The organism is Confluentibacter citreus, from assembly GCF_002807055.1.
Classification (GTDB): Bacteria; Bacteroidota; Bacteroidia; order Flavobacteriales; family Flavobacteriaceae; genus Confluentibacter; species Confluentibacter citreus.
Genome location: NZ_NIXN01000006.1, coordinates 232,036 through 253,113 on the forward strand (window position 1 = coordinate 232,036; position 21,078 = coordinate 253,113).

General features: G+C 32.8%; 23 protein-coding genes and 1 other RNA gene. 13 read left to right on the forward strand and 11 right to left on the reverse strand.

Annotated features, from left to right (window positions below; all coding sequences use genetic code 11):
* Nucleotides 1–77: 77 nt before the first annotated feature.
* From rny to CDH49_RS12650, 4 genes are all read right to left on the reverse strand, one after another.
* Nucleotides 78–1,652, reverse strand: a complete 1,575-nt coding sequence (rny, locus tag CDH49_RS12635; protein ID WP_100615891.1) for a ribonuclease Y — start codon at nucleotides 1,650–1,652, stop codon at nucleotides 78–80.
* A gap of 57 nt (nucleotides 1,653–1,709) precedes the next feature.
* Nucleotides 1,710–1,816, reverse strand: a non-coding RNA gene (ssrS, locus tag CDH49_RS12640) — 6S RNA.
* 55 nt (nucleotides 1,817–1,871) lie between these two features.
* Complete coding sequence (locus tag CDH49_RS12645) at nucleotides 1,872–2,165, reverse strand: cell division protein ZapA (RefSeq protein ID WP_100615892.1); 294 nt, start codon at nucleotides 2,163–2,165, stop codon at nucleotides 1,872–1,874.
* A gap of 15 nt (nucleotides 2,166–2,180) precedes the next feature.
* Nucleotides 2,181–2,471 (reverse strand): hypothetical protein, encoded by a 291-nt coding sequence (locus CDH49_RS12650; RefSeq protein WP_100615893.1) that lies wholly within the window; start codon nucleotides 2,469–2,471, stop codon nucleotides 2,181–2,183.
* 196 nt (nucleotides 2,472–2,667) lie between these two features.
* On the opposite strand from CDH49_RS12650, the gene CDH49_RS12655 reads away from it, so the two are divergent.
* A complete protein-coding gene (locus tag CDH49_RS12655; RefSeq protein ID WP_100615894.1) occupies nucleotides 2,668–4,353 on the forward strand; it encodes a M23 family metallopeptidase in 1,686 nt (561 codons plus the stop codon).
* A 10-nt stretch (nucleotides 4,354–4,363) separates the two neighbouring features.
* Nucleotides 4,364–6,826: a carboxypeptidase-like regulatory domain-containing protein gene (locus CDH49_RS12660; RefSeq protein ID WP_239970659.1), complete on the forward strand. Its 2,463-nt coding sequence runs from the start codon at nucleotides 4,364–4,366 to the stop codon at nucleotides 6,824–6,826.
* Here the strand turns inward: CDH49_RS12660 and CDH49_RS12665 are convergent.
* Nucleotides 6,823–7,968: a cysteine desulfurase family protein gene (locus CDH49_RS12665; protein ID WP_100615895.1), complete on the reverse strand. Its 1,146-nt coding sequence runs from the start codon at nucleotides 7,966–7,968 to the stop codon at nucleotides 6,823–6,825. The two genes, CDH49_RS12660 and CDH49_RS12665, sit on opposite strands and share 4 nt — an antisense overlap.
* Nucleotides 7,969–8,067: 99 nt before the next feature.
* Here CDH49_RS12665 and CDH49_RS12670 point away from each other — a divergent pair, with 99 nt between their 5' ends.
* On the forward strand, nucleotides 8,068–8,970 hold the full coding sequence (locus tag CDH49_RS12670; protein WP_100615896.1) for a hypothetical protein: 903 nt from the start codon (nucleotides 8,068–8,070) through the stop codon (nucleotides 8,968–8,970).
* Here the strand turns inward: CDH49_RS12670 and CDH49_RS12675 are convergent.
* On the reverse strand, nucleotides 8,963–9,523 hold the full coding sequence (locus tag CDH49_RS12675) for a Smr/MutS family protein (RefSeq protein WP_100615897.1): 561 nt from the start codon (nucleotides 9,521–9,523) through the stop codon (nucleotides 8,963–8,965). The genes CDH49_RS12670 and CDH49_RS12675 overlap by 8 nt on opposite strands.
* 361 nt (nucleotides 9,524–9,884) lie before the next feature.
* Between CDH49_RS12675 and CDH49_RS12685 the strand changes: the two genes are divergently transcribed.
* Together CDH49_RS12685 and CDH49_RS15915 are read left to right on the forward strand one after the other, a co-directional pair.
* Complete coding sequence (locus tag CDH49_RS12685) at nucleotides 9,885–10,154, forward strand: CD225/dispanin family protein (RefSeq protein ID WP_100615899.1); 270 nt, start codon at nucleotides 9,885–9,887, stop codon at nucleotides 10,152–10,154.
* A 34-nt stretch (nucleotides 10,155–10,188) separates the two neighbouring features.
* Nucleotides 10,189–10,554 carry a DUF2752 domain-containing protein gene (locus tag CDH49_RS15915; protein ID WP_394344565.1) on the forward strand — a complete coding sequence of 122 codons (366 nt, stop codon included), beginning with the start codon at nucleotides 10,189–10,191 and terminating at the stop codon, nucleotides 10,552–10,554.
* Here CDH49_RS15915 and CDH49_RS15835 read toward each other — a convergent pair.
* Nucleotides 10,527–10,679 carry a hypothetical protein gene (locus CDH49_RS15835; RefSeq protein WP_239970665.1) on the reverse strand — a complete coding sequence of 51 codons (153 nt, stop codon included), beginning with the start codon at nucleotides 10,677–10,679 and terminating at the stop codon, nucleotides 10,527–10,529. The genes CDH49_RS15915 and CDH49_RS15835 overlap by 28 nt on opposite strands.
* Between CDH49_RS15835 and CDH49_RS12695 the strand changes: the two genes are divergently transcribed.
* Nucleotides 10,639–10,854: a DUF2752 domain-containing protein gene (locus tag CDH49_RS12695; protein WP_317044392.1), complete on the forward strand. Its 216-nt coding sequence runs from the start codon at nucleotides 10,639–10,641 to the stop codon at nucleotides 10,852–10,854. The genes CDH49_RS15835 and CDH49_RS12695 overlap by 41 nt on opposite strands.
* Nucleotides 10,855–10,864: 10 nt before the next feature.
* Nucleotides 10,865–11,197, forward strand: coding sequence for a CCC motif membrane protein (locus CDH49_RS12700; protein ID WP_100615901.1), 333 nt, complete (start codon nucleotides 10,865–10,867; stop codon nucleotides 11,195–11,197).
* 62 nt (nucleotides 11,198–11,259) lie between these two features.
* Here CDH49_RS12700 and CDH49_RS12705 read toward each other — a convergent pair whose 3' ends face one another.
* Together CDH49_RS12705 and rocD are read right to left on the reverse strand one after the other, a co-directional pair.
* Complete coding sequence (locus tag CDH49_RS12705) at nucleotides 11,260–11,712, reverse strand: DUF5362 family protein (protein ID WP_100615902.1); 453 nt, start codon at nucleotides 11,710–11,712, stop codon at nucleotides 11,260–11,262.
* Between the two features lie 11 nt (nucleotides 11,713–11,723).
* Nucleotides 11,724–12,968, reverse strand: a complete 1,245-nt coding sequence (gene rocD / locus CDH49_RS12710) for an ornithine--oxo-acid transaminase (RefSeq protein ID WP_100615932.1) — start codon at nucleotides 12,966–12,968, stop codon at nucleotides 11,724–11,726.
* 208 nt (nucleotides 12,969–13,176) lie between these two features.
* Between rocD and rlmD the strand changes: the two genes are divergently transcribed.
* From rlmD to CDH49_RS12740, 6 genes are all read left to right on the forward strand, one after another.
* Nucleotides 13,177–14,589, forward strand: a complete 1,413-nt coding sequence (rlmD, locus tag CDH49_RS12715) for a 23S rRNA (uracil(1939)-C(5))-methyltransferase RlmD (RefSeq protein ID WP_100615903.1) — start codon at nucleotides 13,177–13,179, stop codon at nucleotides 14,587–14,589.
* A gap of 18 nt (nucleotides 14,590–14,607) precedes the next feature.
* Nucleotides 14,608–15,153, forward strand: coding sequence for a DUF6452 family protein (locus CDH49_RS12720; protein WP_100615904.1), 546 nt, complete (start codon nucleotides 14,608–14,610; stop codon nucleotides 15,151–15,153).
* Nucleotides 15,119–15,850 carry a DUF6048 family protein gene (locus tag CDH49_RS12725; RefSeq protein ID WP_100615905.1) on the forward strand — a complete coding sequence of 244 codons (732 nt, stop codon included), beginning with the start codon at nucleotides 15,119–15,121 and terminating at the stop codon, nucleotides 15,848–15,850. The genes CDH49_RS12720 and CDH49_RS12725 overlap by 35 nt, the downstream gene beginning before the upstream one ends.
* Nucleotides 15,851–15,896: 46 nt before the next feature.
* Nucleotides 15,897–16,784 carry a carbon-nitrogen hydrolase gene (locus tag CDH49_RS12730; RefSeq protein WP_100615906.1) on the forward strand — a complete coding sequence of 296 codons (888 nt, stop codon included), beginning with the start codon at nucleotides 15,897–15,899 and terminating at the stop codon, nucleotides 16,782–16,784.
* A gap of 1 nt (nucleotide 16,785) precedes the next feature.
* Entirely contained in the window at nucleotides 16,786–17,826 is a 1,041-nt protein-coding gene (locus CDH49_RS12735) for an agmatine deiminase family protein (protein WP_100615907.1), read from the forward strand.
* A 123-nt stretch (nucleotides 17,827–17,949) separates the two neighbouring features.
* The gene (locus tag CDH49_RS12740; RefSeq protein ID WP_100615908.1) at nucleotides 17,950–19,365 is read left to right on the forward strand and encodes a TlpA family protein disulfide reductase; all 1,416 of its coding nucleotides are present in this window, start codon (nucleotides 17,950–17,952) and stop codon (nucleotides 19,363–19,365) included.
* A gap of 72 nt (nucleotides 19,366–19,437) precedes the next feature.
* On the opposite strand, the gene fsa is transcribed toward CDH49_RS12740, so the two are convergent.
* Both fsa and CDH49_RS12750 read right to left on the reverse strand, forming a co-directional pair.
* Nucleotides 19,438–20,091, reverse strand: a complete 654-nt coding sequence (fsa, locus tag CDH49_RS12745; RefSeq protein WP_100615909.1) for a fructose-6-phosphate aldolase — start codon at nucleotides 20,089–20,091, stop codon at nucleotides 19,438–19,440.
* A 100-nt stretch (nucleotides 20,092–20,191) separates the two neighbouring features.
* Nucleotides 20,192–20,995 (reverse strand): SDR family oxidoreductase, encoded by an 804-nt coding sequence (locus CDH49_RS12750; RefSeq protein WP_100615910.1) that lies wholly within the window; start codon nucleotides 20,993–20,995, stop codon nucleotides 20,192–20,194.
* Nucleotides 20,996–21,078: the final 83 nt, after the last annotated feature.

A 21,078-nucleotide genomic window follows, 5' to 3' on the forward strand; every position in this document is an offset into this window, starting at 1 on the left:
TTTTTACTATAAATATTTTTATTATGGATTCCAGCCTTCGCAGGAAATCGAAGATTCGACGCAGTCAATGACAAAAACTATTTAGCGATATTGACAGCTCTTGTTTCTCGAATTACGGTGATTTTAACTTGTCCAGGATAAGTCATATCTGTTTGTATTTTTTGGGAAATACTAAAGGATAATTCCGCCGCTTTTTGGTCGTCTACTTTTTCGCTTTCTACTATCACACGAAGCTCTCTACCCGCTTGAATGGCATAGGCTTTTTTAACACCTTGAAAACCAAAAGCAATATCTTCCAAATCTTTTAAACGTTGTATGTAACTATCCAATACCTGACGTCTTGCTCCTGGCCTAGCACCAGAAATCGCATCACAAACTTGTATGATAGGCGATATTAAGAATTTCATTTCTACTTCATCATGGTGAGCGCCAATAGCATTACAAACTTCTTCTTTTTCACCATATTTTTCAGCCCACTGCATTCCAAGGATAGCATGTGGTGTTTCCATATCTGCTTCCGCATCTGGCACTTTTCCAATGTCATGTAACAGACCTGCACGTTTGGCTAATTTCGGATTCAATCCTAATTCCGCTGCCATTACCCCACAAAGTTTGGCAACTTCACGCGAGTGTTGTAGTAAGTTTTGTCCGTAAGAAGAACGATATTTCATTCTTCCTACCATTTTAATAAGTTCTGGGTGTAAGTTGTGGATTCCTAAATCAATAACCGTACGTTTTCCAACTTCAATAATCTCCTGCTCTATTTGTTTGGTTGTTTTTTGGACAACTTCTTCAATACGTGCTGGATGTATCCTTCCATCGGTCACTAATTTATGTAAGGATAAACGTGCTATTTCACGTCTAACAGAATCAAAACAAGATAATATAATCGCTTCTGGAGTATCATCAACAATAATCTCTACGCCTGTTGCAGCTTCAATAGCCCTGATGTTTCTTCCTTCCCTTCCAATAATTCTACCTTTAACATCATCAGATTCTATATTAAATACAGACACACAATTATCAACGGCTTCTTCGGTACCGATACGTTGAATCGTGTTAATAATGATTTTTTTAGCTTCTTGTTGTGCGGTAAGCTTTGCTTCTTCTACAGCGCTTTGCACAAAGGCCATGGCTTCATTTTTAGCTTGTCCTTTTAAAGACTCTATTAACTGTGCTTTGGCATCTTCCGCAGAAAGACTAGAAATAACTTCCAATTGATCTACTTGGCTTTTATGAAGTCTGCCAATCTCAACTTCTTTTTTGTCAAGAATATCAAGTCTGTGATTGTAGTCCTTAATTTTCGACTCTAAAGTTTCGTTTAATGTCTTAGATTTATTTAGCTCGCTGGAAATTTGGGATTCTTTATCCCTGGTGCGCTTTTCAACTTCTGCCATTTGTTTGTCACGCGACAAAATAACCTTTTCATGCTCCGCTTTAAGTTCAATAAATTTTTCTTTGGCTTGAAGGATTTTATCTTTTTTAATTGATTCCCCTTCGCTATTTGCTTCCTTTAAAATGGAAGCCGCTGATTTTTTTGCTTCTCTAACAAGCTTTGAAGCATTGTTTTTTTCTAATGTTTTGGCTATAATAAATCCTATTGCAATCCCTAATATTACGCCTCCAATAATTATTATAATTGAGTTATCCATGTTATTTAGTTGGTTTATATATATAAAAAAAGCCTACACCAGTATAAGATTTTGTATAAACTCCTTAAAACAAGTTTAGGGCTAACAAGCTGATCAAGGATCTGCTCAAGGCAGCATGCTTTTACAACTTAAACTCACCCTTTTTAAGAGAATTAACGTTGAGTTTATCAAAAATAAATAACCAATGTAGGCAGTAACTTTAATGTATTTAAAAGAACGTTAAGAGATTAAGTGAGCATGTAATAATTCATCAAGCGCTTGAAGTTTTTCTTCCAAATGCTCATTTACAGTCTCTTTATCAATTGATTTCTGTTCTACTTGAGAAGCAAACTGTAAGGCGCACATGGCCAAGACATCTTGTTTATCCCTCACAGAATAATTTTCCTCAAATTGCTTAATCATCACTTCAATGTTTTTAGCTGCTTTACGCAAACCTTCTTCTTGACTTGCATCAATAGTCAAAGGATATACTCTGTTAGCTATAGATAGCTTTATTTTAAGCTTTTCTGACATTGAGTTTACTTAGCATTAATCTGAAAGTTGAGCAATACAATGGTCAATATCCCTAATTAACGCGTTTATTTTAAGCTTAGTCTCTCGTTTATTTTCATCACTGCCAAGTATTGTATTTGCCATTTTAAGAGCTTCATATTTTTCTTCCCAAGCTACAATTTGTAGCTGTTTACCTTGAAGTTGTTGTTTGTATGCCTCTAACTCTTCATTCAACTTTAAATTAGTACGCTTTAAAACCTCAAGTTTATGCAATACCTTACTAATTTTGTTTTCTAGAGAATCTACAATGTCTTCAATGTTACTCATTTGCAAATTTCAATACTTATCTCACAAAGTTAACATAGATAACTATAAATTACAATTGTTTTTACATAAAATTTAAATTAATTCGTTATTGCTCATTATCAACACAATGGATTGATTTTTGTTTTATCTTTTGTTGATTCATATCAAATTAATATTTTAGCCAGATACCTATCGAATCTGTATACCCCTTTTTATTATGAAATTAATCCTATTTTTTTTACTAGTTACCTCAACATTTATTGGTGCCCAAAACAATTATCCACAAGATTATTTTGGAAATCCACTAGAAATACCACTAATACTTTCCGGTAATTTTGCTGAATTGCGTTCCAACCATTTTCATTCTGGCCTAGATATTAAAACGCAACAGCGTATTGGCCTAAAGGTGCTGTCTGCCGCTGATGGTTATGTAAGTAGAATAAAGATTCAGCATTATGGCTACGGAAAAACATTATACATAACCCACCCAAATGGCTACACAACCGTTTACGCACATTTATCTGAATATTCCCCTACCATTGAAGCGTATGTTAAAAAACATCAATATAGCGTAGAATCATATGAAATTGAAGTATTCCCAAATACCGAAGAATTATTAGTAAAAAAAGGAGAACTTGTTGCCTATAGTGGAAATACTGGGGGTTCTGGCGGTCCACATCTTCATTTTGAAATTAGAAACACAGAAGAGCATACCATAAACCCCATGCTTTTTGGCATAGAAATTAAAGACACATCTAAGCCTGTAATCACATCTCTTTATGCCTATCCCATTGGAGATAGTTCAACTATAAATAAATCCAGCATAAAACAAAAACTTAAATTAACCCCATTAAAAAATGGCGATTATGCGGCCGAAGGTGTAAATGCTTTTGGAGATATTGGATTTGCTATCAATACGTTTGACCGACAAGATTTTGGAGCCAATAGTAACGGTGTTTACAATATACAAACGTTTATTAACGGCAGCCAGAATTTTGAGGTGGATTTCAAAATGTTCTCCTTTGATGAAACAAATCGCCTCAATCGATTTATAGATTACCAACATTTTAAAACCAAGCAAGAGCGTGTACAAAAATTATTTAGCGATAATAATGATCTTAGCATGCTAAAATCGATGAAGAACAATGGAGTTTTAACCATTCACGATAGCACGAGCATTGTTTATAAAATACGTGTTAGTGATTATAAAAACAATGAGGCTTGGATAACCATCCCAATAAAAGGTGCTAAACCAATCACTGCTCAAAACAAAAGCAAAAAAACCACACCATATTTTATTTATACTAAAGGAACTACCAATCTAAAAGAAGGCAATGTATCTGTTGATATTTTCCCGGACACATTTTATGAAGATTATTACCTCGATTTTAAAGTGAAAAACGATACTCTTTTTTTAGAGGAAGATATTGTTCCACTGAAAAAAACCTTCAATATAAGCTACGACATAAGCAAATATTCTGATGCTGATAAAAGTAAACTTTACATTGCTAGGCTAATTGGAGCCAAAAAATATCCCGTCTATGAAAATACCAAAAGAAAAGGTGATATTTTAACAAGTAGCATAAAAAATCTTGGGACTTTTGCGTTGGCTAGAGATAACGTAAAGCCAACCATTGCGCCTTTAAATTTTAAAAACAATCAGTGGATAAGTGATTTTAGATATTTAAAAATAAAAATTAGCGATGCCCAAACAGACATTTCAAATTTTAGAGCGACTATAAATGACAAATGGATTTTAATGGAATATGATTACAAAACCAAAACTTTGACATACGATTTTAATGATGCAATAAGCAATGAAACCAAGAACAATTTAAAGGTCGTTGTTACTGATAATGTTGGAAATAGTGCTACTTTTGAAGCAACTTTTTATAGAAAATAAATAAACACTTTTGAAAACAAAATTTTGGTTTATTGTTCTCATTTTTATATCGATAACACAATTAAGTTATTCGCAAACTGCCACTATTAAAGGTGTCATTCTTGATGAAAAGAATCTTCCTATTGAAGATGTCAATATAAAAGTTGGTCTTATTGGAACACAAACCAATGAAAATGGTTTTTTTAGTATCAAAATCCCGGCTAACCAAGATGTTGAAATTGAGTTCACCCATATATCACATAAAAAAGTAGTCAGCACTTTCAACCTCAAAAATGGTGAGGATTTTGAATTCAATCCTATAATGAGCAACACAACCGAACAAATAGGCATGGTAGTTGTTTCCAGTAAACGCCAAAAAGAAGTTGAAGGCATCACAACTTTAAATCCAGAAACCATAAGGAAAATCCCAGGTGCCAACGCTGGTGTTGAAAATTTATTGATGACACTTCCTGGCGTAAGCAATAACAATGAACTGAGTACACAATATGCTGTAAGAGGTGGTAACTTTGATGAGAACCTAGTATATGTTAATGATATTGAAGTGTATAGGCCATTTTTAATACGGTCCGGACAACAAGAAGGTTTGAGTTTTGTGAATACGGATATGGTTCAAAATGTCGATTTTTCATCTGGAGGTTTTCAAGCTAAATATGGCGACAAATTATCTTCTGTATTGGATATTACTTATAAGAATCCGTATCAATTTGAGGTGAATGCCGACTTAAGTTTACTTGGCGGCAGTTTATCTGTTGAAAACATAAGTAAGGATTCCAAATTTTCAGGCATTATAGGTGTTCGCTACCGAGACAATAGTTTATTAGTCAGAGAAAAAGAAACCGAAACTAACTTCAAACCCGCTTTTGCCGATGCACAGACTTATCTAACATATAAGTTTTCGGATAAATTTCATTTGAGTTTTTTAGGAAATGCTTCTATTAATAAATACGATTATCAACCACAGGCTAGGCAAACCAATTTTGGTACTCTAAGTGAACCAAAAGCACTTATTATTTTTTATGAAGGCCAGGAAAAAGACCAATACCAAACTTATTTTGGTGCTTTTAAAGGTACTTATATTGTTAATGAGGATTTAACCCTAAAATTTATTGCTTCTACATATCATACCACAGAGGAAGAATATTTTGATATATTGGCACAATACAGGCTAGGCGAAGTTAATAGTAATATTGGTGATGAAAATTTGGGTGAGGTTGAATTTAGTGAAGGCGTTGGCAGCCAATTAAATCACGGACGTAATGATTTGGATGCACTAATAACAAATATTGAACATAAAGGTGATTTTAAGATTAATGACAATCGCATTGAATGGTCTATAAAATATACCAATGAGGATTTTCGCGACCGTTTAGTGGAATGGGAAGTTATAGATTCGGCAGGTTTTTCAATTAGGCCACCAAAAACAACGCCAATAAACGAACAGCCTTATTTACCTTACGAAGGCCCTTTAATCCCATTTCAAAATGTTAGAGCCACTAATTACGTCACCATTAACCGATTGCAAACATACACCCAATGGAGTAAACGTGCCACGTTAGGGACAAGCGATGTTTGGTATAATGCAGGTATTCGTGTTCATAATTGGTCTGTTTCAGGAGATAATATGTCATCATCCAATCAAACGGTTATTAGTCCGCGCGCCCAATTCGCCATAAAACCCTACTGGAAAAAGGATATGCTTTTTAGAATTGCCGGCGGTTTGTACTATCAACCACCATTTTATAGAGAGCTTAGGGATTCATCAGGAACTGTCAATCCCAATGTAAAAGCACAAAAATCACTTCATTTGGTTTTAGGAAACGATTATAGTTTTAAAATGTGGGACCGGCCTTTTAAACTCACCACAGAAGCTTATTATAAAAAACTGACTGATGTTAATCCGTACACTTTAGAGAATGTCCGCATTCGCTACCGAGCCAAAAATAATGCAGAAGCGTATGCGTATGGCTTGGACATGCGACTTAATGGTGAATTTGTTCCGGGAACAGAATCTTGGTTTAGTTTTAGCTATTTAAAAACCGAAGAAAATATTGATGATAGAGGTTACATTGCAAGGCCAACAGACCAACGTTTAAAGTTTGCGGCGTTGTTTCAAGATTATGTGCCCAATATTCCTAATATGAAAGTATATTTAAACTTGGTTTATAATACTGGATTACCAGGAGGCTCCCCTAGCTATGCGGATTCTTATGATTACCAAACTAGATTGCCCGATTACAAACGTGCAGATATTGGCTTTCAATTTGTTTTGGTGGATGAAAACAAACTCTTTAAAAACGGTTGGAAAAAACCATTTAAAGAGCTCTCTTTTGGTGTTGAAATCTATAACATATTTGATGTGCAAAACTCCATTACCAATACGTGGGTGAGAGATGTATATAGCAAACGTCAATATGCTATTCCAAACTATTTAACGCCAAGGGTTTTTAATGTTAGAACCACTATGAAGTTTTAATTGTTTACCAATTCTTTCAAAACTCCAATTGCATAATCAATATCCTCTTTGGTGTTGTAAATACTAAAAGAAAAACGAACGGAAGGTTTTTGCAACTGTTCATCATCCAAAATTTCAGAGAGGACATGCGAATTTTGTGAACTTCCACTTTGGCATGCACTGCCTTTGGAACAGGCAATTCCTTTTAAATCCAATTGGAATAAAAACATAGCTGCCTTTGATGGACTAACGGGCAAACAAACATTTGTAAGGGTATAAGTACTTTTTTTAATGTTTTCTGAATTTCCATTGAAAGTAACTTGTGGAATATCATTAGAAATTTTATCAATAAAATAGTGTTTCAAATCCGAAATATAAGCACTTTCATTATCCAAATTCCTATAAGCTATATCCATAGCTTCAGCCATACCTACAATATTATGAATGCTCTCTGTTCCTGCCCTAAGCCCGCGTTCCTGTTCCCCTCCAAAAATTAAAGGTTTTAATGCTGAATTTTTTCTAACAAAAGCAAAACCAACACCCTTCGGACCATGAAATTTGTGGGCACTCGCCGCGACAAAATCAACTTGGATATCTTGTAAATCCAATTTATAATGTCCAATAGATTGAACGGTATCACTATGAAATAATGCATGATTAGCTTTACATAAACCTGATATTTTTTTTAAATTCAGCATATTGCCAATCTCATTATTTATATGCATCAAACTAACAAGCGTTTTACTTTCTGTTTGTAATAATGTTTCTAAATGCAGTACATCAATACTTCCATTTGCTTTTAAATCCACATAACTAACGGCAATTTTATACTCTTTAATCAATTGCTCAATAGTATGCAAAACTGCATGATGTTCAATTTTTGAAGTTATGATGTGAGTAACACCTAAATCCCTCACAGCGCTCCTTAAAATTAAATTATTGGCTTCAGTACCACCAGAAGTAAATATAATTTCACTTGCTGAAACATTCAAATAATGAGCTATTTTTTTCCTGCATATTTCAATAATTGATTTAGATGATCTACCAAAACTATGTGATGATGAAGGATTTCCATAATTATTCTTCATAACATTAGTCATCTCAATGATAACTTCATCACGAATTTGTGTAGTTGCTGCGCTGTCTAAATATACGTGTTCCATTTTTTTTAATCTTCGGCAAAATTACTTCAAATAAAATTATTATCAATATCAGGCGTTATAAATATCAATTCTATTATTTTTGCCTTAAAACCCAAACCAATGAAGAAATCTTTATTTGTTATCCTATTTATAAATTTAATCATTTCTTTTTCATGTAGTGATGGCGATATAATTGCGGTAGAGTTTGATTTTGAAGAATCATTTCAAGCCTGTGGAGAATCTGACTTGGTGTTTTTTAAAACCAAAAATGACCCATCTGAATCTTTATCCATCTTCATAGAAAATCTAACAGTTGCTCAAGTTATAAATGTTGGGACGGGTAGTACGCTTATAACAACTACTACGGGATTGTTTAATTATAGAACCTACAGTAATGCGGCGTTGCCAACTAATTTATTTTGTAATGATGTACCTTCTTCTGAAATAAAAATAACTCAAGATTACCAAAGTACAGCTACAGCTATTATAACAGCGACTTTAATTAAAGATGATAATGATGGTATTCCTGCTGCTTTGGAAGATATAAACGGCAATGGTAATTTAGATGATGATGATACGGATGGAGATGGCATTCCCAATTATTTAGATGCAGATGATGATGGTGATAATGTATTGACGATAGATGAAAATCCAGACCCAAACGGCGACGGTATATTAAATGATGCACAAGACACCGATGGCGATGGTATTCCCGATTATTTGGATAATGATGATGATGGCGATGGCATTTTAACCCGAGACGAAGAAACAGAAACTCAAGATCTAAACCCTAGAAATGATGTTAGCGACCCAACTGTTGGTGCCGATTACTTAAACAAAGATGTTGCTATCAGCGTTCCTGCAACGGCATATAGGATCCACATTATTAATTTAAGTTATTTGGTAACGCTTAAAGTAACTGGCATTAGTCTAGAAATCTTGTCGCAAGACGAATTTGACTTTGGTATTTTAAATAATCCTGGTTTATCTACTACAGAACAAGTAGTCCCTCCATTTAATTAGGTTCCGCATTTTGATAAATATAAACCTCGGTGGCACCCACTCCATATTTTTGGTAATTGGCGTCATAAAATTTCACATTATTGTAACGTGCAAATAAATATTCCAATTCAACTTTTAGAACACCTTCCCCAACCCCATGGATAAATACTATTTTTTGAATGCGTTTAGACATGGCAAACTCTAATTGGCGTCTGGCTGTATCTAATTGAAGGGTTAGAATATCGTGATTACTCATGCCCTTAGGGGATTTCACTAATTGATTGATGTGCAAATCAACCTCCATGGTTGGCTCGTAACGCTCTTTAGCTTTTGTTTTTTGCTGTTTTCTTTTTGGGGTTTCTTTTTCCGATATAACAGTTTTAATGCTCATATTGGAGAAAAATGCTTGTTTTATAGATTTGTCTGTTTTTTTCTTTACAAGCTCATTGCTTTGGTAATCAAGCAAAAAACCATCTTCAGTTTCAATAGTGATGACATTATCCTTAATTATTTTGATAACTCCTGAAAAATCCTCGTCTAAAACCAAAACGCTATCACCAACATTAAAATCCATAATTAATTAATTTCATTGTTTTCTTCATCATTAAATTTACTAGGGATTTTTTTAGAAATTCTATAAATCCCTATCATTAACATCGTGATACCTGCAATTAAAATAAATAGATTTTGCTCTGTACCAGTTTTAGAATATAGGGCGATAATGGATCCTAAGATAATAAGTATATAATTAATATATTTCATCAATATTACAGGTGGATTTTTTATAAATTTTGCATTCCAAATAGATTATTGAAAAGTAAACAATAATTTTCATTCAAATATATTGTTTAATGTATTAAACCAAGCTTTTAAATTTGTAAAAACATTTTCCTATATTTAATTTACAAAACCAACAAATTATAAAATGTCATCTTATGGAAAATAAACCGCCAAGACCTAATAGCTATTTGGCTTTAGCTATTATTACCACAATCGTATGTTGTTTACCAACAGGCATAGTAAGTATTATTTATTCAACAAAAGTTAATGGTTTATATGAAGATGGAAAATATGATGAGGCATTAAGAGCTTCTAAAAATGCAAAAACATGGGGATTAATTTCTATTGGTGCTACTTTTTTAGTTGTTATCCTATATGTGCTCATTTTTGGAGTAGCCATTTTTGGAGCATTAGTTGGTGCTTAATAAATTAAATAATTATATAATTGGTTTAATGGTAATGGTACTGTTGTTGGTACTGTTGCTGTATTATAGTTATAATCCATCCCAGTCCACTCTATTTCCTAAATGTCCTTTTTATTCATTTACTGGACTTTATTGTCCCGGTTGTGGAAGTCAGAGGGCCATTCACAAATTTCTGCACGGTGATATATTTGAAGGTCTTAAACATAATTTTATAATTATGGTATTACCAATGGTTTTAATTTATGATTGGAGTGTTATATTATTCAATAAATACTCCAATCAGAAGATTAAAAATATCCTACATTATTCAAAAGTCACCTATTCAATTTTTATTATAATCCTATTATTTTGGATTTTAAGAAATCTTAGTTTCTATCCTTTTAGTATTTTAGCACCATAATACTTTCTTATGTTGTCTATTGAAGATTTTATGCTGCCTTGCCTGAACAAAAAATTATTTGGGGTAGAATGTATGGGATGCGGTATGCAACGTTCTGTTCTACTTATTTTTAAAGGAGAATTCACGGAGGCTTTTTTTATGTATCCAGCTATTTATAGCTTAATATTACTTTTAGGATTAATTGTTTTAAATACTTTCAAAAATTTCAGATACGCTAGCAAAATAATTACTATTTTGGCCATATTAAATGGACTAATCATAATAGGTAATTTCGTTTTTAAAACTTTTATAAACCACTAAAAAAAACAATATGGAACAACAAAAACTACCCAATGCAACTCTTATTCTAGTATTTGGCATACTCTCAATTATAACCTGCTGCTGTTATGGCATTGTAGGCTTAATTTTAGGGATTGTAACTGTAATTTTAGCGAGCAAAGCAACAAAATTGTATGCTGAAAACCCTGAATTATATACAGGGTTTCAAAATGTAAAAATTGGTAAAATATTAGCCATTATTGGTATTGTTTTAAGTGTTTTATATTTGCTTGTTATATTTTGGTTTATCTCTATGTTTGGTTTGGAGACCTTACAAGATCAAGAATTAATGCAAGAAAAAATAAGAGAAATGATGGAACAATAAAATTCTATCATTACAATTAAAAAAAGCAACCTATTCGGTTGCTTTTTTTAATTACTACTTTTTTAAAATATAGTAGCGGATAATGCAGCAAATGCAAATATTAAAACATACATACTTATAATAACTATTGCGAAAATTGCAATGAACTTGTAGTGAGATTTTAAATTGGAAAAAGCTGATTTAAAATCGTTATTATCATTAGCGTTTAAAGCTCTTTTCATCTTTTTGGAAAAGTTGAACAAATAATACACTGGGAAAAAATATACAAGAGCTATTGCAACATATATAAAACCAAAATATCCAACTGAAAAACCCAAGTTTTCATATGGATTCATACCTCCCATACTACTACCCAATATGGCTCCAAAAAAGACACCAAAAAGAACCATAAAACCAATACCTATAAAGCCAACGATTGACAAAAAGTATGACCAAGTTGCTATTTCCTTTAAAAAGCCTTTAACGTCGCTACTTACTTCTAGTTCAAAACTTTCAAAAACCGATTTTTCTTCCATTTGTATATTATTTAATTCTCAAATTCTTTTAAGGTTTTAATAATGATTGAAACACACTCCAGTAATTGTTCTTCATTCATAACCAATGGTGGTGCAAAACGAATGATATTTCCATGTGTTGGTTTGGCCAATAAGCCATTATCTCTTAAAGCTAAACAAATATTCCAAGCTGTTTTACTTTCGCTAGTATCGTTTATTACAATGGCATTAAGCAAACCTTTACCTCTAACTAACTTTACAATGCTGCTTGTTTCAATATATTTACCTAATTCTCTTCTAAAGAGGCATCCAAGTTTTTCAGCGTTTTCAGCAAGTTTTTCATCTCTTATAACTTCCAATGCAGCAATAGCTACAGCTGCTCCCAATGGATTTCCTCCAAAAGTACTCCCGTGCGTACCAGGTGTCATCACGCCCATGATATGATTGTTTGCCAATGCGGCACTAACAGGATATAGACCGCCACTCAAGGCTTTTCCTAAAATTAAAATATCTGGTTTTACGTTTTCATGATCAACTGCCAATAATCTACCTGTTCTGGCAATACCAGTTTGTATTTCATCAGCAATAAACAATACATTATACTGCTCACACAAAGCTTTCGCTTTCGCTAAATAACCTTCATCTGGCACATAAACTCCCGCTTCTCCTTGTATAGGCTCTACTAAAAAACCAGATACATTTGAATTGCTTTTTAAAGCAGTTTCAAGAGCACTTATATCATTATAATCAATATTGATAAACCCATTGGAATAAGGTCCAAAATTTTTGTTTGCAGAACTGTCACTTGAAAAAGACACAATGGTAGTAGTTCGTCCATGGAAATTTTTATTGCAAACAATTATTTTACCTTCATTTTCTGGAATGCCTTTCACTTCATAACCCCATTTTCTACAAATTTTTAGAGCAGCTTCTACGGCTTCAGCTCCCGAATTCATTGGTAATAATTTATCATAGCCAAAATACTCGCAGGTAAATTTCTCATAACGTCCTAAAACATTATTATGAAATGCTCTAGATGTTAACGTTAATGTTTGTGCTTGCTTGATTAATGCACTTACGATTTTAGGGTGACAATGTCCTTGATTGACTGCTGAGTAAGCGGACAAAAAATCATAATATTTTTTACCGTCAACGTCCCAAACATATACGCCTTCTCCCCTGCATAAAACTACCGGCAATGGGTGGTATGTGTTTGAACCGTATTGCTTTTCTAGATTAATTGCTTGCTGTGAGGTTAATGGTTCTAAAACAGCCATTTTAATTATTTTTAAATTGATAAAATAACCATTCCTTGCTTGTCCCAAAGTGTGGGTTGGAGAGAAATCATCCGTAAATTTTAGATATGCAAGTTACTAAATATTAATGGCGATGTAAAATAAATCATGCTCCTTTTAATGAATAAAACCTTCAAAAAAATAACTATTGAATTCACTACAAAATAGAAAAAGAAATTACTTTTGCAGCATGTCCAGAAAAATCACGAATAAACAAATCTTTGAGCATATTGAAGTCCTTGATGCCGGTGCCAAAGGAAAAACCATTGCTAAAGCTCCTGACGGAAAAGTTATTTTTTTACCAAATGCTGTTCCTGGTGATGTAGTTGATATACAAACATTTAAAAAGAGAAAATCCTATTACGAAGGCAAGGCGGTTAATTTTCATAAACTTTCAGAAAAAAGAACCACACCTGTTTGCGAACATTTTGGAGTTTGTGGTGGCTGTAAGTGGCAAGACATGGCTTATGAACATCAACTTTATTACAAACAAAAAGAAGTTACCAATAATTTAACACGGATTGGACACATTCAACTCCCCGAAGTAACTCCTATTTTAGGATCAAAAAATCAATATTTCTACCGAAATAAAATGGAATTTTCTTTTAGTGATAGTCGATGGCTAACTCAAGAAGAAGTAAAATCGGATGCTGATTTAGGTGATAGAAATGCTTTAGGTTTCCATATTCCTGGTATGTGGGACAAAATTCTGGATTTAAAAAAATGCCATTTACAAGCAGATCCTTCCAACGCTATTAGAAATGCTGTAAAACAATTTGCTATTCAAAATAATTTAGAGTTTTTCAATACCAGAAATCAAACAGGTTTTTTACGAACCATGATGATTCGCACATCGAGCACTGGTGATGTCATGGTAGTCTTGCAGTTTTTTAAAGAAGACAAAGCCAAACGGGAGCTATTATTGAATTTTATTGCTGAAAACTTTCCGCAGATAACTTCATTGCAGTACATCATCAATGAAAAAGCCAATGATACCATTTACGACCAAGACGTAGTTTGCTATAAAGGTACCGACCATATTTTTGAAGAGATGGAAGGTTTGAAGTTTAAAATAAATGCCAAATCATTTTATCAAACAAACTCAGAACAAGCTTTTGAACTTTATAAAATTACACGTGATTTTGCCGGTTTAACAGGAAATGAGTTGGTTTACGATTTATATACAGGTACAGGAACCATTGCCCAATTTGTATCCAAGCAGGCTAATAAAGTCATTGGTGTAGAATCTGTTCCTGATGCTATAATTGCAGCCAAAGAAAATGCACAATTAAATAACATAAATAACGTTCAGTTCTTTGTTGGTGATATGAAACACGTTTTTAACGATGCATTTATCACAAAACATGGACATCCAGATGTTATTATAACAGACCCTCCTCGTGATGGTATGCATAAAGATGTTGTTCAACAAATACTGGCTATTGCTCCAAAACGTGTTGTTTATGTAAGTTGCAATAGTGCCACACAAGCACGGGATTTAGAACTTATGGATGCAACATACAAAGTCATTAAAACACAAGCTGTTGATATGTTTCCGCAAACATTTCATGTTGAAAATGTTGTACTTTTGGAGAAACGCTAGATATTATAAAATTTGAAAATGAAGTATTTTAAAATCATTATACCTCTAATTTGTGTGACCCTTGCGGTAATTACAATTAGTTGCGAACGCGATGATATTTGTCCGGAATCCACACCTACCACCCCAAAATTGATTATAGAATTTTATGATAGTGCCAATCCAGAAAATGTAAAATTTGTTCCGTTAATAAGAGTTCAAGGTATCAATAACGATGAAGTACTAGAAGGTTATAATGCCGCTAATGTCCAGAAACTAGAACTACCCTTAAGAATAGACACCACAGCTACTCAATACAAACTACATAGAGATTACTCAATAAATAATAATGGTACACCAGATGACCCAAGTGATGATTTTGCTAATGGGAATGAAGACATTATCACCATAAAATATACAACCGAACAAGTTTTTGTATCTAGAGCTTGTGGTTATAAAACGGTTTTTAAAAACGTTAGTTTAACTATTGAAGATGATACTAACAAATGGATATTATCAAGACAATCTGTAACCGACAATCAATCTGTGGAAGATGAAACAACAGCACATTTTTACTTATTTTTCTAGTATTATATATTTGATGCTGTTTTTTTGTGTCTCTACAAGTGCACAAAATGATAGTATATCTAGTTCTATTAATGATTCCATAAAAATAAAGGAAAAATATGGTCTCCGCCTTGGTGCAGATATTGGAAAACTCATCCGTTCGTCAGTTGATGATAATTATTCTGGATTTGAAGTTAGTGGTGATTTCAGACTCAAAAAAAAATTATATATCGCAGGGGAAATTGGTATCGAAGAAAAAAATGATGATAATAATTATCTTAATATCACCACTAAAGGAACTTATTTAAAAGCTGGTGTCGACTATAATATGTACCAAAACTGGCTAGACATGGACAACATGATTTATAGTGGTTTCCGTATTGGTGCTAGCGCCTTTAACCATACATTAAATGATTATCAAGTTTATAATACAAGTCAATATTGGCAATCGCAGTTTACTCCCAATCAACCTCAAGAATTTAACGATTTAACTGCCGTTTGGGTTGAATTAATATTAGGTATCAAAGCTGAACTTTTTAATAATTTATTTTTAGGTATTAATGTGCAATTAAAAGGCTTGGTGAGTCAAACAGAACCTGAAAATTTTACTAATATATATATTCCGGGATTTAATAAAACTTTTGATAGCACTAAAATTGGCGTGGGTTATGGTTATGCCATTTCCTATAGAATACCGCTATACAAAAAGGATAAATAAAAGTTACAAAAAACATATCTTTGCATTAAATTTATTTCTCCTTTAAATGAAAAAAAACACCTATAAAATATCTGTAATTCAGTTAAATCTGAACGATATTCCTGAAAATAATTTAAAGAAATGCATCTCATGGGTGCGTGATGCTGCCAAACAAGGAGCAGAAATCATTTTGATACCAGAACTTTATAGCAGTCATTATTTTTGTCAAAGTGAAGATGTGGATAATTTTAAATATGCCGAACCACTTTACAGTACGTCTTTTGTTGCTTTTAGTGATTTGGCTAAAGAATTAGGAGTTGTAATTATTGTACCATTTTTTGAAAAAAGAATGGCGGGAGTCTATCATAATAGTGCATATATTATTGATACCGATGGTTCTGAAGCAGGGTTGTATAGAAAAATGCATATACCAGATGATCCCCACTTCTACGAAAAATTTTATTTTACTCCGGGAGATATTGGCTTTAAAGCTTTTTCAACTAAAAAAGGAAAAATTGGCACATTAATCTGTTGGGATCAATGGTATCCTGAAGCAGCCAGATTAACGGCACTTCAAGGTGCAGAGGTTTTATTTTACCCAACCGCTATTGGCTGGCATCCTAAAGAGAAAGCACAATATGGAGAAAACCAACAAGGTGCTTGGATGAACGTAATGAAAGGTCATGCCGTAGCCAATGGTATTTATGTTGCAGCTGCTAACAGAATAGGATTGGAAAGATACCTTCCAGATACTGATGGAATCGAATTCTGGGGTTCTTCATTTATTGCTGGGCCACAAGGTGAAATTTTGGCACAAGCTTCAACCGATAAAGAAGAAATTTTAATTGCTGAAGTCGATTTAAATTTACAAGAAAACGTGCGTCAAAATTGGCCATTTTTAAGAGATAGACGTATTGATAAATACGATGGCATTACCAAAAGAGTTTTAGATTAGTATGAGTAGTGATATGTGGAGATTCCCTGCCGAATGGGAAAAACAACAAGGTATTCTATTATGTTTTCCTCACAACGGTAACGATTGGCCTGGAAAGTATGGTGCTATACAATGGACATTTGTGGAGTTTATAAAAAAAGTGGCTGATGTTGAACAGGTCATTCTACTTGTTGCTACCAAAACCCTTCAGGATAAGGTAACCAACATGTTAAAAATGGCCGATGCAAAACTTCAAAATGTATCATTTATCATTCAAAAAACCAACAGAAGTTGGATGCGCGATTCAGGACCCATCATTGTCAAAAAAGGCTCAGAAAGAAAAGCCCTTAATTTCAACTTTAATGGATGGGCAAAATATAACAATTACAAACTAGACAAACATGTTCCTGAAAAAGTAGCTTCATTTTTAAACATTCCCTTAGCTCAAGTCACTTACAAAGGAAAACCCGTGGTTCTAGAAGGCGGAGCGATTGATGTAAATGGTAAAGGAACTTTGATAACATCAGAAGAATGTTTGCTAGACCCTAAAATTCAAGTAAGAAACGAAGGATTTACCAAAGGTGATTATGAAACTATTTTTAAAGATCATTTAGGCATTACAAATACCATTTGGTTGGGCAATGGTATTGAAGGCGATGATACTCATGGACATATTGATGATTTGGCTCGTTTTGTTAATGAAGATACCATTATAACCGTAGTTGAAACCGATAAAAAAGACCACAATTTCAAGCCTCTTCAAGATAATTTAAACAGACTAAAAGAAGCCGTTTTAGAAAATGGTGAAAAACCAAACATAGTGACGCTTCCTATGCCAAAACGTTTAATTTTTGACGGCATAAGGATTCCTGCTAGTTATGCTAATTTTTTAATCATTAATTCAGTTGTATTGGTTCCCACTTTTAATGATGAACACGATAAAGAGGCACTCAACATCATTGCAGGTTGTTTTCCTGATAGAAAAGTTATAGGTATTAGTGCTATTGACCTTATTTGGGGATTTGGCACGTTGCATTGTTTGAGTCAGCAAATCCCATTATAAACGAATATTTACAGCTTATTATCTATATTAATATTTAACAGCGTATTAACAGCACTTTTTAAATACAAAACATACTTTTGCAATGTTATGGTAATGTTACCAACACCATTATTATAAGGATTAATGAAACTGTTTTTTTTCTACATAATTATTGCCCTAAGCGTTTTTAGCTGCAAAAGAGATAAAGATAATTTTGCGTTTTTAGGAGGTGAAATAAGTAATCCTACCACAAATTTTGTTGTTATCGCAAAGGCAGATTCTGTATTGGATACTATTAGCCTGGATAAAAACAATCGATTTATTTATAAAGTTGATAATTTAATTAGCGGTATTTACACGTTTAAGCATGGTGGTGAAGTACAAATGGTTTTACTCGAGCCAAATGATAGCATCATTTTTAGATTGAATACGCTTGATTTTGATGAGTCATTAGTTTTTACTGGTACAGGTGATAAAAAAAACAATTATCTTATAAATGGTTTTTTGCAAAATGAAATTGAACAAAAACGAATTTTTAAATTTTGCCAACTAAGTGCGGAAAAATACCAAAATCAAATCGATTCTTTAAAAGCTGAAAAAGATCTTAAACTTCAAACCTTTAAAAAGAAATACAATCCTTCAGATTTGTTTATTCAAATAGCTCAAGCAAATATTGATTATAATTATTATGCTAGTAAAGAGATATATCCCTTTATCCATTATGGAGAAAATGAAAACAAGCGCGATATTTTAAATGCCCTCCCTGAAAACTTTTATGATTACAGAAAAGAGATTGATTACAACAATGATTATAACAGGGATTTTTTAAACTATAATTCCTTTTTAAGATCAACTTTTAATAATATGGCACTTAAAGACCATTTGGATCATTCCAAATCAGATGATTTCAATACGAATGCTTTATGTTATAATTTAGACATACTTAATGTGGTTGATAGTGTTATTTCAAACCCAACTATAAAGAACGAATTGCTTTTTCATTACACGATGACCTATCTGACCAGAAATAATAATCCGGAAGATAATAATGCCATGCTTAAATCTTTTTTAAGTAAAAATACAGATGGCGAAAATAAAAATAATATATCATCAGTTGCGCAATCAATAAACAACTTAAAAAAAGGAAATAGCTTCCCTAATCTTGAATTAGTGGATTTAAAAAACAATGACATCAAAATAGGTTCTTTGATTAATAAACCAACAGTGATTTATTTTTGGTCCCATAAGTTTAATAACCACTTTAAGGAAAGTCATTATAAAACAAATGAACTGAGTATAAAATATCCAGAGGTATCTTTTATAAGTATAAATATTGATGATAACAGCCCAGATTTTTGTAAGGATTCAATGAAGAAAAATAATTTTTCTTATGATAATGAATTCAAATTTAAAGATCCAAAACAATCCAGATTATCATTGGCTGTTTACCCAATCACAAAGACTATTATATTGGATAAAAATAACACGATAGTTAATGCTAACACAAACATTTTCAGTGTTAATTTTGAAGAACAACTTTTGGGATTGATAAATAAATAACAATAAATTACGAAAAAAAGAAAAGCCTCAAATTAATAACCTGAGGCTTTTCTATAAATATAAAAAATGGATTTAGTTTCCTTTTTTATAATCTTCTAAAAACTTAGCTAAACCAATATCTGTTAATGGGTGTTTTAATAAGCCTTCAATAGCACTCAATGGACCTGTCATAACATCAGCGCCTAATTTAGCACAATCAATAATATGCATGTTGTGTCGAACTGAAGCAGCTAATATTTGTGTTTCAAAACCATAATTATCGTAAATCTGTCTGATTTCAGAAATTAAATTCAAACCATCTGTAGAAATATCATCTAAACGTCCTATAAATGGCGATACGTATGTAGCTCCAGCTTTTGCAGCAAGTAATGCTTGTCCTGCAGAAAACACTAAAGTAACATTCGTTCTAATACCTTTTTCAGAAAAATATTTACAAGCTTTAACACCATCTTTTATCATAGGTAATTTAACAACGATTTGTTCGTGCAATTCAGCTAAAGCTTCGCCTTCTTTAATCATGCCATCAAAATCTGTTGCAATTACTTCTGCACTTACATCGCCATCTACAATATTACAGATGTCTACATAATGTTTTAAAATATTATCATGTCCTGTAATGCCTTCTTTAGCCATTAATGACGGATTGGTTGTTACACCATCAAGAACACCAAGGTCTTGGGCATCTTTTATTTGTTTAAGATTAGCGGTATCAATAAAAAATTTCATTTTGTTTTGTTTAATTATTATTCGGATGCAAATTTACAACTTTGTAAAAACCTAGCCTAGGGGTTTAATTAAAATATTTAATCAACTTACTTTAAGTAATTTACAATTTGTAATGTTTCATCAACATTTTTTCATAAACCTTATCCGGTAAAATACGTTTCAGCACAATGGAGAATTTTTGCATAAACGCCCCCACTTTGTAGTGTATTTTAGGGTTGTTGGTATTGATGACCCTTAAAACTGCCTGAGCCATCATAATGGGATTACTTCCGCTATCAACATGCGTATTCATTAAGTCTAACGTATCGCCATAAGGCTTTTTGTATGGAGAATTATCCAGAAGTGGTGCATGGTATCTGCCAGCGGCAATATTGGTAGCAAAATCACCTGGTGCTATATTGGTCATTTTGATATTAAAGTCTTTAAGTTCCATTCTAAAAGCTTCTGTTATAAGTTCCAATGCCCCTTTACTCGCACTATAAATACCTCTGTAAGGCAGTCCCATATAACCAGCAATGGAGGTGATATTGATTATTAATCCCGAATGTTGTTTACGCATTTGAGGCAAAACGGCCTTGATAACATTGATAGGTCCGAAAAAATTAGTGTCAAAATTAGCTTTAATTTCTGCTTCTGGGAGTTCTTCAATCGCTCCAGTAATACCCGCACCTGCATTGTTTACAAGGACGTCTATCCTACCCTCTTTTTCAATAATCGCTTGAATGGTTTTTTTGATGGTTTCAATGCTTTTAACATCTAACTTTAAAATTGGAAACTTACTTTCTGAATAATTTTGGGGATTTCTGCTAGTGCCATAAACAATAAATCCGCTTTCAGTTAGAAATTCACCTATTGATTTTCCTATTCCAGAAGAACCTCCCGTAATTAAAACAATTTTAGACATACAATGTGTAAATGATTAATAGCGTAAAATTAACAATGAATTTTACATGTGAACAATAAATGACTATGTTTTGAGAAAAGAAG